11 protein-coding genes are annotated in these 11,634 nt (G+C 74.5%); 7 read left to right on the top strand and 4 right to left on the bottom strand.

From position 1 onward, the window contains the following. Positions 1 to 64: 64 nt before the first annotated feature. Positions 65 to 661 carry a TetR/AcrR family transcriptional regulator gene (locus ABD973_RS33190; RefSeq protein ID WP_345503969.1) on the top strand — a complete coding sequence of 199 codons (597 nt, stop codon included), beginning with the start codon at positions 65 to 67 and terminating at the stop codon, positions 659 to 661. 10 nt (positions 662 to 671) lie between these two features. Here ABD973_RS33190 and ABD973_RS33185 read toward each other — a convergent pair whose 3' ends face one another. Further along, positions 672 to 2,435 carry a methyltransferase gene (locus tag ABD973_RS33185; protein WP_386382277.1) on the bottom strand — a complete coding sequence of 588 codons (1,764 nt, stop codon included), beginning with the start codon at positions 2,433 to 2,435 and terminating at the stop codon, positions 672 to 674. A gap of 148 nt (positions 2,436 to 2,583) precedes the next feature. Beyond that, complete coding sequence (locus ABD973_RS33180) at positions 2,584 to 3,795, bottom strand: 4-hydroxybenzoate 3-monooxygenase (RefSeq protein ID WP_345503967.1); 1,212 nt, start codon at positions 3,793 to 3,795, stop codon at positions 2,584 to 2,586. Between the two features lie 355 nt (positions 3,796 to 4,150). On the opposite strand from ABD973_RS33180, the gene ABD973_RS33175 reads away from it, so the two are divergent. After that, the gene (locus ABD973_RS33175) at positions 4,151 to 5,596 is read left to right on the top strand and encodes a hypothetical protein (protein ID WP_345503965.1); all 1,446 of its coding nucleotides are present in this window, start codon (positions 4,151 to 4,153) and stop codon (positions 5,594 to 5,596) included. Further along, positions 5,593 to 6,750 (top strand): ARPP-2 domain-containing protein, encoded by a 1,158-nt coding sequence (locus ABD973_RS33170; RefSeq protein ID WP_345503962.1) that lies wholly within the window; start codon positions 5,593 to 5,595, stop codon positions 6,748 to 6,750. Before ABD973_RS33175 ends, ABD973_RS33170 begins: the two co-directional genes overlap by 4 nt. Before the next feature lie 64 nt (positions 6,751 to 6,814). On the opposite strand, the gene ABD973_RS33165 is transcribed toward ABD973_RS33170, so the two are convergent. Together ABD973_RS33165 and ABD973_RS33160 are read right to left on the bottom strand one after the other, a co-directional pair. Next, positions 6,815 to 7,312: a hypothetical protein gene (locus ABD973_RS33165; protein WP_125819741.1), complete on the bottom strand. Its 498-nt coding sequence runs from the start codon at positions 7,310 to 7,312 to the stop codon at positions 6,815 to 6,817. Continuing rightward, positions 7,309 to 8,043, bottom strand: coding sequence for an AAA family ATPase (locus tag ABD973_RS33160; RefSeq protein ID WP_125819742.1), 735 nt, complete (start codon positions 8,041 to 8,043; stop codon positions 7,309 to 7,311). The genes ABD973_RS33165 and ABD973_RS33160 overlap by 4 nt, the downstream gene beginning before the upstream one ends. A 148-nt stretch (positions 8,044 to 8,191) precedes the next feature. On the opposite strand from ABD973_RS33160, the gene ABD973_RS33155 reads away from it, so the two are divergent. The 4 genes from ABD973_RS33155 to rocD all read left to right on the top strand — a co-directional run bounded on the left by ABD973_RS33155 (position 8,192) and on the right by rocD (position 11,613). Continuing rightward, the gene (locus ABD973_RS33155; RefSeq protein WP_125819743.1) at positions 8,192 to 8,707 is read left to right on the top strand and encodes a hypothetical protein; all 516 of its coding nucleotides are present in this window, start codon (positions 8,192 to 8,194) and stop codon (positions 8,705 to 8,707) included. Between the two features lie 115 nt (positions 8,708 to 8,822). Continuing rightward, on the top strand, positions 8,823 to 9,350 hold the full coding sequence (locus ABD973_RS33150) for an Lrp/AsnC family transcriptional regulator (protein WP_125819744.1): 528 nt from the start codon (positions 8,823 to 8,825) through the stop codon (positions 9,348 to 9,350). Between the two features lie 215 nt (positions 9,351 to 9,565). Then, positions 9,566 to 10,369, top strand: a complete 804-nt coding sequence (gene ddaH / locus ABD973_RS33145; protein WP_125819745.1) for a dimethylargininase — start codon at positions 9,566 to 9,568, stop codon at positions 10,367 to 10,369. Next, on the top strand, positions 10,366 to 11,613 hold the full coding sequence (gene rocD, locus ABD973_RS33140; RefSeq protein ID WP_125819746.1) for an ornithine--oxo-acid transaminase: 1,248 nt from the start codon (positions 10,366 to 10,368) through the stop codon (positions 11,611 to 11,613). Before ddaH ends, rocD begins: the two co-directional genes overlap by 4 nt. Positions 11,614 to 11,634: the final 21 nt, after the last annotated feature.

Raw genomic sequence — 11,634 nt, 5'->3', positions numbered from 1 at the left:
TACGGACCATCGGTCCGCTTCAACAATACGGACCCCGGGTCCGTTTTTCAATCGGAGGTATCCGGTGACCCCGCCGCCCGAGCCCGAACGCCGGACCCGCAAGGACGCAGCCCGCAACCGGCAGGCCGTACTGGAGGCCGCCGACGCCCTCTTCGCCCGCTCCGAGAGCCCCGAGGAACTCACGATGGCCGACATCGCGGCGGCCGCCGGCGTCGGCAAGGGCACCCTCTTCCGGGCCTTCGGCGACCGGGCCGGACTGCTGCGCGCGCTCTACGAGGCGCGCCTTGAGCCGGTCCGCGAGGCGGTTGCGGCCGGCCCGCCGCCCCTCGGGCCGGCCGCTCCCCCGCGGGAACGCGTGCCCGCCCTGCTCGACGCCCTCCTGTGCTTCAAGCTCGACAACCGCCGCCTCGCGCTCGCCCTGGAGGAGACCGGGAGCAGCGGCCCGTACCAGGCCGGGCACTACGAGGGCTGGCACGACCTGCTCCGGTCCGTGCTGGAGCAGGTCCCCGGCCTGGCCGACCCCGGCTTCACCGCGCACGCCCTGCTCGCCGCCACCCGTGCCGACCTCGTCGAGCGGCTGGCCGGCCGTGACGGCGTACCGCGCGAGCGGCTGCGGGCCCAGCTGGCGGCGTACGCGGGCAGGGTCGTGGGCGCGGGCTAGGAGGCCCCCATCAGGGGCGGGGCGCGGTCTTGCGGGCGTGCAGGACGTGCGCGTCCAGGGGCAGCGGGGTGTGGTCCTGGAGGTCGAGGCCGGCGTCCGCCAGCAGGCGGCCGTAGTGGGCGGCGGTGCGTTCACGGCCGCCCACGTTGCAGAGCATGTGCAGGTCCCAGGCGGTGGCCAGCGAGGGGGAACCGTCCGCGGGCAGGACGCGCTCGACGATGAGCAGGTCGGCGTGGTCGGGCATCGCGCGGGCGCAGTGGCGCAGGATCTCCCGGCAGCGGTCGTCGTCCCAGTCGTGCAGGACGCGTGAGAGGAGGTAGACGTCCCCGTCGGCCGGCACGTCGGCGAAGTCGCCCGCACGGTAGGCGCAGCGCGCGCCGCAGCCCGCGGCGTCGAGAAGGCGGCGGGCCGCCTCGACGGCGTGCGGGCGTTCGAGGAGGACGCCGCGCAGGCCCGGGTGGGCGGTGAGGATCTGGCCGAGGAGCTCTCCGTTGCCGCCCGCGACGTCGACGACGGTGGCGGTGGCGGACGCCCGGGCCGCGGCGGTGACGGCCGGGTGCGCGGGGAGCGGCCGGAACATGCGCGCGCTCGCCGCCATGGACCGGTCGAAGAGGTCGGCGAGTTCGGGATCGCGGGCGAAGTGGTCGAAGTGGTTCTCGCCGAAGAGGTGGTCGAAGGCCGGCAGTCCGGTCCGTACGGCGTGGTCGAGGGCGCCGAAGGAGCGGTAGAACGGGCCCCCGTACATCAGGGCCAGGGGGTGCATCGACGCGGGCTCGTCGGTGCGGAGCAGGGCTCCGAGCTCGGTGAGGCGGAATCCTTCCTCCGGGCCCGGACCCGTGTCGTGGGTGACGGCGCCCAGCATCGCGAGGTACCGCAGGAGGGAGCCGAGGGCGCGGGGATGGGTGGCCGTCAGGCGGGCCAGGTCCTCCGTACGGCGCGCGGTGCGCGTGTCCATGGCGTCGGGCAGGCGCAGCCGGGCGAAGGAGGCGAGGGCCTGGGTGGCCCACGCCCCGGTGAGCAGGTGGAGGAGCGTTTCGGCGGGCTGCCGTTCGTCCTGGTGGCGGAGGTGGTCGGCGAGGACGCCGCGGTGGTCGCCGTGGGCGTAGAGCTCCAGTCGCCGGTAGCCGCAGGACGAGTCGGCGGGGGTGGTGAAGTACAGGACCGTCCCGTTCTCGTGCGGGTTGTGGCCGCCGCCGTCGGGGCGGGCTCCGTGGCGCGCGAGGGTCGCGCACAGGCCGCGCAGGACCAGCGGGTCCGGGCGTTCGATCTCGAAGGCCAGGTGCGCCTCGTGCCGGCGGGTCCGTTCGTGGGCGGCGACGGGCTCCAGGGTGGAGTGCGGGGGCACGATCAGGGCGAAGACCTCGACCGCGCGGCGTTCTCCGGCGGCGCTCAGCACCGGGGGGCGCAGGATCCGGACGTCGAGTTCGGCCGGGTCGCGCCGGTGGCGCCGGGCCAGGCGGTCGCGGACGACCACGCTGGGGTGGGAGGGGGTGTCCGCCGCCAGCCCGCACGCCTCGAGCTGGGCCCGCAGGCTCCGCGCGTCGGGCGGGAAGAGGAGCATCCCCGCGTGGGCGAAGCGGCAGCGCTCGGCCAGGGTCCGCAGGTCCGCGCCGTCGATGCCGGGCAGGAGGAGCGGCAGCAGGGTGGTGCTGTCGTGCTCGCGGACGAAGGCGGCCGCCGCGCGCAGGCGGGCCGTGTCGTCCGGGAGCATCGTTTCGTCGGGGACCATCGTTTCGCCGGGCAGCATCGTTTCGCCGGCGAGCGTCGTCGTCATCGTGGGAATGTCCTCGGGCCGGTGCGGGTCGGGGCGGGGCACGTCAGGGTGGGGCGGGTGAGGGCGGAGCCGGGCAGGCGGGAAGCACGGGGAGGCGGGAAGCACGGGGAGGCGGAGCCGGGACGCGGCGGTCCGGGACGCGGGGGAATCAGACGCCGACGTAGTTCTCGGCGAACCAGTCCTGGTGGATGCGCGAGGTGCGCAGCGATGCGATCCGGGAGCGTCGCCGGGCGGCCTGGAAGAACGATCCGGCGTCCGCGTCGCCCTCGGGTGGCGCGTGCAGGAGCCGGGTCATCCAGCCGGTGAACTCCTGCGCCCTCCAGATGTACGCCAGGCACCGGTCCGAGTAGGCGTCGAGTCCCCGGGTGTCAGCGCGGGTGAGGGCGTCGACGAGCGCCTCGGCGAGGATCTCGGCCTCCAGGACGGCCAGGTTGGCGCCTTTGGCGGCGGCCGGGGCCGGCACGCTCGCCGCGTCGCCGGCCAGGAACAGCGCGCCGTGGCGGAGCGGTTCGACCACGTCGCAGGCCAGGTCGAAGAGGCCGCGCTCCAGGAGGGTGCCGCGGATCAGCGGGCCGTACTCGGGGGCGTGCATCCGGATGTCGAGCTCGTCCCAGATGCGTTGCGCGGGCCAGGCGTCGGCGGCGTCGCCGCGCTGCCACTGGAGGTAGTAGCGGGTCACCTCCGGGGTGCGGGCCATGTGTCCGGCGAAGCCGCGGTCGTGGAGGGCGTAGCCGACGGCGTCGAGGCTCGCGGGGGCCTGGGCGAGCAGGCCGAGCCAGGTGACGCCGTGGTCGTGGTGGTGGACGGTGGCCATCGGCAGGGAGCGGCGGGCCGCACCGTGGCGGCCGTCGCACCCCGCGACGTAGCGGGCCGTCCACTGGACGGTCCGGCCTTCGGGGTCGCGTGCGGTGAGGCCGGGGCGGGCGGTGCCGGTGTCGTGGACGGCGAGCGCCTCGGTGCTGAAGTGGATGCGCCCGCCGCGGGCGAGGTAGTGCCGCAGGAGGTCCGTGACGAGGTGCTGCTGCGGGTAGACGTGGTGCCGCTCGCCCCGGCCGAGGGCCCCGTAGTCGAGGCGGAACCGCCCTTCGGGGGTGCGGAACTCGCAGGTGCCGTGCGGGCGGCCGTACTGGTGGAGGCCGTCGGCGAGGCCGTGGCCGTCCAGGATCCGCACCGTGTTCGGGGCGAAGAACCCGGCGCGGGCGCGGGTCCGGACGCGGGAGGAGGGGGCGCGTTCCAGGATGACGCAGTCGATCCCGGCGGCGAGCAGGAGGTTTCCGAGGACGAGCCCGGCGGGACCCGCACCGAGGACGACCACGTCGGCTGAGGCGCGTAACGCGCGGTGTGTCTGGCTGTCCGTCATAGCGGGTGAAGCATAAGCACGCGAACTTCAACCAACCTACGCCAGCCATCCCTTAGCGGGAATAGAGTGACAATCACCCTTAAGCGGTGCGGCCCTTGCTGACGCGCCCGAAGCGGTCTCCGGAGGGCCTGCCGGTGGTATGCGCCGGGCGTGCGGCGGCGGACGCACGCGCTCGCGTACGCCCCGGCGGGAACGCCCGGGGGAAGTCGGTGGAGCGCTCGCCGCCCGCTCTGTTACCGTCCTGCTTGCCGGCCGCGGGACTCCGGTGCGACTTCCGGAACCTGCCTCTGAAGCAATGATTCGCAGCTCGTGCCCCCATTCCCCGGCCGGCGTCCACCTCGGGGGGAGAGCGGAAATGGATTCGTACGCAGACCTCGTCGCGGCAGAAGACGTACTGCTCTTCGTCAACGCGGCGATCACCTCCACGGGCCAGCGGGAGTTCCGCGACGACGCGGACGAGCAGCGCATGTCCCTCGACTTCCTCCACGCGTACATGCTGGGCAACTACCGCGACCTGTACGCCGGGGTCCTCGCCCTCGACATCAACGACCACAACGCGGTGCTCATCGTCCGGCGGCTCCTGGAGACCGCCGGGGAGGCCGGCGCCGACCAGCGCCGCCGCGAGGGCCGGCTGATCGCGGCGCGGCTGGCGGCGCTGCCGCCGCAGCGCGTGTACGGGCTCTTCGACGCCCTGCGCCGGGCCGGGGTGAACAACCGGCGCACCCGGGCGATCGTGCGCGACTGGCTGGTCTGCCGCAAAGATCTGGCGTTCGACGCCGTGAAGTACCGCAGCGGCCTCAAGCGCGTCCTGCGCCACGCGCACCTCACCCCCTCCAACGCCCCGGAAGAACTCGGCACGTTCCTGTTCGCGCCGCACTCCCGGCCGCGCTACTCGGCACCCCTGCTGGAGACGTGGCGCCGGGCGCACTACGAGAAGGGGGCGCTGTACGAGCTGCCGTACACGGCCGCTGAGGGGTTCGCCGCCCGGCACGGCATACCCCGGGAGGTCTTCCTGGAGCGCATGGCCCCGCGGCTGACCCGCCTGGAGACCCTGCGGCTGCAGGAGTCCGCCCGGGCCCGTGGGGCCACGGCGGTGCGGAGTGACCTGGCCGGGATGCCGCTGACCCGCCTGGCGGCCTACGTGCTGTCGCTGCCGCTGGAGGACCGGCTGCGCCGGCGGGCCGAACTGACCCGCGCCCTGGAGACCGCCGCCGGCCGGGTGGCCGGCGCCCACCGGGGAACCTGGGGGAAGGTGACCGCCGTCCTGGACGACAGCTTCTCCTCCTTCGGTTCGGCCCACAAGCGCCGGCGGCCGCTGGCCGTGGCACTGGCCTGCCACCACCTGCTCGCGGCCCTCGCCGGCGACTACACCGCGCTGTGGACGTCCGGGCGGACCGACGCGCTGCTGGCGTACCCGTACGGGCCGACGCCGCTGGGGCGGCGGATCCTCGACGCGCTGGAGACCGGCCCGGCCAGGCTGGTGATCGTCTCCGACGGATGGGACAACGCGCCTCCGGGCCTGGCGGGCGAAGTGCTGCGCATCTGGCGCACCCGGCTCGACCCCGGGCGCCGCACCGGCGTCGTGCACCTCAACCCCGTCTACGACGCGGCCGGTTTCGACGTGCGCCGGCTCTCCGCCACCGTGCCCACCGCGGGCATCCGGGACGCCGAGGACCTTCCGGCCCTGGTGGAACTCGCCCAGTTCGCGGAAGGCCGCACCGGCCTGGCCGAACTCACCGCGTACATGGACAGCCGTGCGGCCCTCATGACGGCCGGACACGACCGGGAAGGGGCACGATGAGCACCCCACTGGACCTGACCGGTCTCGCCGCCCGCCCCGCCCAGGTCTGGGGTGCCGTCCGCCTGGTCCCGCTCGTCCGCGACGAGCCCATCGGCGACCTCCGGCTGCACGCCGAGCTCTACGGCGACGACACGGCCGGCCTCGTCGAGGTCGGCCCGCGCCGCGCCTGCCTGTCGTACGTCCCGCACGGGTTCGTCGCCACGTGGACCCGTGACGGCACGCCGGCGGCCGCCTACGGCACACAGCTGTGCGCCGACCGCGACCAGGTGCCCGCCGCCACGATGGGCCTGCGCTTCCACCGCCGCACGGCCCGCCGCCAGGCCAAGGACCGGCTGCGGTTCCTCCCCCTGCACCTGTCGCTGGAGGGCTACCTGGCGCTGCACTCCGGCGGTCCCACGATCGCCTGGGAGGAGTGGTCGCACCGGGCGGTCAGCCAGGGCCTCTCGCCGCGGGCCGAGGAGGCCTACGCGGGGAACGAGGTGCGGGGACTCGCCGACGCGCTGCGCGTCTTCGAGATCCACCCCGGGCAGTGCGGTGTGATGGTGTACGTCGCCGACGCGCTCGCGGCCGCGTTCGCGGTCCCGCATCCCGACGACTACCGCGCACTGCACGCGACGCTCCTGCAGGACCTGTACGGCGAACTGATCCACCACTACGCCACGCTGGTGCTCCCGGTCCCGGACTTCCGCGCCCGCATCGCCGACTCGCGCATCGGCTCCCTGGACGACCTGCGCGGGGCGGCCGGCGAGCAGGAGGAGGCGTGGGCGCGGTTCCACGACACGACGATGGCCGCCGGACTGCTGGGGCACGCGTACACCTGGCAGAACGTCTACCGGATGGGACGCTTCACGCTCGCGCGCTTCCGGCCGCCGTTCCGTCCCAAGGAGGAGAACCACATCGGGGAGGCCATCACCGACGACAGCGGCCGGATCGCCTACCTCAAGTCGTTCCGGCTGTCGGAGGGCCAGGTCCGCCGCGGCCACCTGCTCGACCGGCTCGCCGCCCACGACTGGCACCTCCCCGCCACGGCGGCCGACCTCGGAATCGAGACCGCCCAGTTGGGGCTGCGGCTGGAAGCGGCCGGCTTCGCCTTCCTGCTCCGCCAGGACGTCCTGGACGGATACCGCAAGCGGGCCCGCACCGGGACCGGATGAGCGGCGGCCCGTCGCCCTCCAGGGGCGCGGCCCCCGGAACGTTCGCGCCGGGGGCCCGGGGCCCTCAGTCGTCGGCGAGCTGCAGCGCCAGGGCGTAGTGCTCGCCGTCCGTCCCCGCGAGCAGGCTGTCGAACACCGGGGTCAGGCCGTTCACGGCGCCGCACGCGGCGTCGTGGTTGGTCCACCAGCTGCCCTCCGCTCCGAGCAGGGACACCACCCGGTCCGCCGCGCGCCCGGCGGTGTCCGCGGGCAGGTGCCGGTGGGACGGCCACACGAGGTCCTCGGCGGCGAGCCGGGCCAGGAAGCCGGCGGCCTCGTGCGGCTCCAGCGGCTCCAGGGCGGCGCAGAGCCGCGGGACGGAAGGGGGGACGTACCCGGGCAGGTGGCGCCGCCACGCATCGTCGGCCGCCGCCGCTGCCAGCAGGGCGCGGATCCGGTCCGCCAGTTCGGGCAGGTCGGGCTCCGGCTCGGTGAACCGCCCGGCCGCCGCGTACACCCGCCCCGGCGTGCGGAGTTCGGCCATCCGCGCTTCCAGCTCCGGGAGGATCCCGGGGGGCTTCACGGGGAGCTCCTGGCGGACGGCGGGGCCGGTTCCACGAGCCCGGGACGGTCGTCGAAGTCCACCGAGGCGGCGCCGCGGTCCCGTTGGCGGCGGTCGAGCAGGACCACGGAGCCGATGCCCTGTCCCGCGGGCAGGCCGTCCCGCGCGATGCGCGCCAGGAGCCTCGCGAGCCCCCGCCGGTGGATGGTGAAGACGCGCGGTGAGGCGAGCCGCCGCCGGGCGTGCTGCCCGGCCAGGGCTTCTTGGGGGCCGACGTCGAGCACGACCATGTGCAGGGGGCGGCGGCCGCGGTGGGCGGTGTACGCGAGCCAGCGGCGCATCCACGGCCTCGTGCCGCAGTCGTGTATGAGCAGGGGGTGTCCCAGGCGCATCTGGGAGCCCATCCACCGCATGTGGCTCAGCCGTGCCCACGGCCGGTACACGGCGTAGGGGAGCCAGGCGGGCATCCGCGACTCGAAGGCCGTGCGGGTGGCGCGGGGGTCCACGACCGCGGCGGCGGGGGACCACGCGCGCAGCAGGGTGCTCTTGCCGCTGCCGGGGAGTCCGGCGACGACGACGGCCGCGTTGGGCGGGTAGGAGAGCCTGACGTCACCGTCGGCCCCGCCCCGGAGGTCGACGATCCCCCGGGGGCGTATGCGGCGGCCGGGACACGTGCCGCCCGGCCGCCGCACGGACTTCCCGGACCCCTGTGCCCGCGGCGTGGGGTCCTCGGTGCTGGTGGGTGTGCTCACAGGTGACGTGCCGTTCGGAGGGGAGGCCGGGGAATTACCCGAGGCTACCCGAGTCCTCGTCCAGGCCGCGTCTTTCGGATCTCGCCGGTTAAGCCACCGGGCGGCGCGGGTCAGGCGAGATCCGCAAGACACGGCCTAGGGTGCCCTCATGGATCACGAGAGTGCCGCCGGTCCGGCGGGGGACCCGCGGTTCGTCGCCGCCCGCCTCAAGGAGCGCATCTACGCGACGATCACGATCATCTCCGTGGTCATCGGGCTGCGGTCCTCCGGGCACGTGGACGCGGCCGGTGCGGCCGCCACGCTGCTCACCGCCGCCGTCGGGCTGTGGCTGGCGGCGGTCGTGGCCGACCAGCAGGCCCACCGCGTGGTGCACGGCCGGCTCGCCACCGGCCACGAGCTGCGCGGGATCCTGTCCGTCAGCAGCCCGTTGCTGCTCTCCGCCGTGGGCCCGCTGGTGCTCGTGGCCGCCGCCGCGCTGGGCAGGATGAGCGTCGACACGGCGCTGCTCGCGGCGGCGGCGGTCAGCGTCACCGGCCTGTTCGTCTGGGGCTTCTACGGCGGGGTGCGCATGGGCGGCGGCACCCTCGCCGCCCTCCTGGCCGGGGCCGTGGACGCCGGGATCGGCTTGGCCGTCGCCCTGGTGAAGGCCTTCGGCGGCCACTGAACGCCGACGGGGGGCCGGGGCCGTCGCGGCCGCCGTCACGGCCGGGGCCGCCGTTGCGGCAGAGTGGGCGCGCACGGCCCCCGTCCGGGGCCGCACGAGGAGAAGATGACCTTCCATGAGCACCAGGTCCACCCCCTTCGACGAACTCGACCGGCAGATCGTCGCGACCCTGATGGACAACGCCCGGGCGAGTTTCGCCGAGATCGGGGCGGCCGTCGGCCTGTCGGCGACCGCCGTCAAGCGGCGCGTGGACCGGCTGCGCAGGGCCGATGTGATCACGGGGTTCCGGGCCACGGTCCGGCCGGCCGCGCTGGGCTGGCGCACCGAGGCGTACATCGAGGTGTACTGCGACAGCGCGGCGCCGCCCCGGCGCCTCGCGGAAGTCGCGCGCAAGTACCCGGAGATCGCGGCGGCGATGACGGTCACGGGCGCGGCCGACGCGCTGCTGCACGTCAGGGCGACCGACGTGGAGCACTTCGAGGAGGTGCTGGAGCGGATCCGCAGCGAGCCGTTCATCCGCAAGACGATCAGCTACATGGTGCTGTCGCACCTGCTGCCGGAGAGCCCGGAGGCCGGGGCCAGTGCCTCCGCACCGGCCGAGGCCGCCGCTCGGGCGGCCGACGGCGCAGCAATCCTGCTCTGAGGGGGACGTGGGCGCAGGATTCCTGCTCCGATGCGCAGCGCTTCGTTCTTGTCGCGCTGACCTGTCGCTTCCTACGGTGGGGCCACTCCCCCGTCGTCACCGCAGGAAGCGGAGGAACCCCTGTGCCCGCAGGACTCTCAGGACCCGTAGCAGCCGGAGAAGCCGGAGAAGCCGTAGGCCCGGCAGCGCCCTCAGGGCGCTCCCGGCGCTATGTGATGTGTGAGCCCCGCTATTTCGACGTCCGGTACGCCATCAACCCGTGGATGGACGTCCGCACCCCGGTCGACGTACCCCTGGCCCGTGAGCAGTGGCGGGCCCTGGTCGAGGCGTACCGCGCCCACGGGCACACGGTCGAGACGGTCGCCCCCGTGCCGGGCCTGCCCGACATGGTGTTCGCGGCGAACGCGGCCCTCGTCTCGGGGGGCCGGGTCTTCGGATCCTCCTTCCACGCGGCCGAGCGCCGGCCAGAGTCCGCCGCGTACGAGGCCTGGTTCAAGGCCGCCGGCTACGAGGTCCACCGCTCGGCCGCGGTCTGCGAGGGCGAGGGCGACCTCGTTCCGGCGGGCCGGTTCGTGCTGGCCGGGACGGGCTTCCGGACCGAGCGGGCCGCGCACCGCGAGGTGCAGGAGTTCCTCGGCCGGCCGGTGATCGGGCTCGAACTGACCGACCCCCGCTTCTACCACCTGGACACCGCGCTGTTCTTCCTCGGTGAGGAGGACCCCGCGGGCGGTGGGGGCGGCGAGGGGAACGTCGCGTACTATCCGGCGGCCTTCTCCCCCGGCAGCCGCGAAGTCCTGCGGTGGCTCTATCCGCGCGCGGTGATCGCCACCGAGGAGGACGCCCTGGCCTTCGGCCTCAACTCCGTGTCGGACGGCCGCAACGTCTTCGTCGCCCCGCAGGCCCGCGGCCTCGTCGACCGGCTCGCCGACCGCGGATACGTTCCCGTCCCCGTCGACCTGTCGGAGTTCCGCAAGGCCGGCGGGGGAATCAAGTGCTGCACCCTGGAGATCCGCTCATGACCACCACCGCCCCCGCCACTGCCGCCTCCACCGCCGCGACGCGCTCGTCGGCACAACTGATCCGCGCCGAGGAACCCGTCCTCGCGCACAACTACCACCCGCTGCCCGTGGTCGTGGCGCGTGCCGAGGGCAGCTGGGTGGAGGACGTCGAGGGCCGCCGCTACCTCGACATGCTGGCCGGCTACTCCGCCCTGAACTTCGGGCACCGCCACCCCGCCCTCGTCGACGCCGCGCACCGCCAGCTCGACCGGGTCACGCTCACCTCGCGCGCCTTCCACAGCGACCGGCTGGCCGACTTCGCCGAGCGCCTCGCCGAGCTCACCGGACTCGACATGGTGCTGCCGATGAACACGGGCGCCGAGGCCGTGGAGAGCGCCGTCAAGGTGGCCCGCAAGTGGGCGTACGAGGTCAAGGGCGTCGCCCCGGACAGGGCGACGATCGTGGTGGCGGACGGCAACTTCCACGGCCGTACGACGACCATCGTGAGCTTCTCGACGGACGGGACGGCCCGAGCCGGCTTCGGCCCCTTCACCCCCGGCTTCCGTGTCGTGCCCTACGACGACCTGGCCGCGCTGGAGGCGGCCGTCGACGAGACGACGGCCGCCGTGCTGATCGAACCGATCCAGGGCGAGGCCGGCGTCCTCATCCCACGCGACGGCTACCTCACCGGGGTGCGGGAACTGACCCGGCGCAAGGGGTGCCTCCTCATCGCCGACGAGATCCAGTCGGGCCTGGGGCGCACGGGCCGCACCCTGGCCGTCGACCACGAGTCGGTCGTGCCGGACGTCCTGCTCCTGGGCAAGGCCCTGGGCGGCGGCATCGTCCCGGTCTCCGCCGTCGTGGCCCGGCGCGAGGTGCTCGGCGTCCTGCGGCCCGGCGAGCACGGGTCGACCTTCGGCGGCAACCCCCTGGCGGCGGCCGTCGGTTCGGCCGTCCTGGACCTGCTGGAGACCGGTGAGTACCAGCGGCGCGCCGCCGCGCTGGGAGCCGTGCTCGGCCAGGGCCTCGCCGAGATCGGCCGCGCGGGCGGTGCCGTCACGGCCTACCGGGCGCGGGGCCTGTGGGCGGGCGTGGACGTCGACCCGGCGCTCGGTACGGGACGGCAGATCAGCGAACGGCTGCTCGCCGAGGGCGTCCTGGTCAAGGACACGCACGGCTCCACGATCCGGCTGGCGCCGCCGCTGAGCATCACGGAGGAGGAACTCGGCACCGCGCTCGCCGCCCTGCGGAAGGTCCTGGCCTAGACCGGAGGCCCCCCACCCGAT

It is taken from the genome of Streptomyces racemochromogenes (assembly GCF_039535215.1).
GTDB lineage: Bacteria > Actinomycetota > Actinomycetes > Streptomycetales > Streptomycetaceae > Streptomyces > Streptomyces racemochromogenes.
The sequence above is the reverse complement of the archived record's forward strand: the minus strand, read 5'-3'. Positions and strand labels throughout refer to the sequence as shown.

Bases quoted from the DNA above. Each gene is read 5' to 3' on its own strand.
- ddaH (WP_125819745.1), top strand. From the start codon at position 9,566: ATGTGTGAGCCCCGCTATTTCGACGTCCGGTACGCCATCAACCCGTGG.
- ABD973_RS33150 (WP_125819744.1), top strand. From the start codon at position 8,823: ATGAGCACCAGGTCCACCCCCTTCGACGAACTCGACCGGCAGATCGTC.
- ABD973_RS33185 (WP_386382277.1), bottom strand. From the start codon at position 2,435: ATGACGACGACGCTCGCCGGCGAAACGATGCTGCCCGGCGAAACGATG.
- ABD973_RS33170 (WP_345503962.1), top strand. From the start codon at position 5,593: ATGAGCACCCCACTGGACCTGACCGGTCTCGCCGCCCGCCCCGCCCAG.
- ABD973_RS33180 (WP_345503967.1), bottom strand. From the start codon at position 3,795: ATGACGGACAGCCAGACACACCGCGCGTTACGCGCCTCAGCCGACGTG.
- ABD973_RS33155 (WP_125819743.1), top strand. From the start codon at position 8,192: ATGGATCACGAGAGTGCCGCCGGTCCGGCGGGGGACCCGCGGTTCGTC.
- rocD (WP_125819746.1), top strand. From the start codon at position 10,366: ATGACCACCACCGCCCCCGCCACTGCCGCCTCCACCGCCGCGACGCGC.
- ABD973_RS33175 (WP_345503965.1), top strand. From the start codon at position 4,151: ATGGATTCGTACGCAGACCTCGTCGCGGCAGAAGACGTACTGCTCTTC.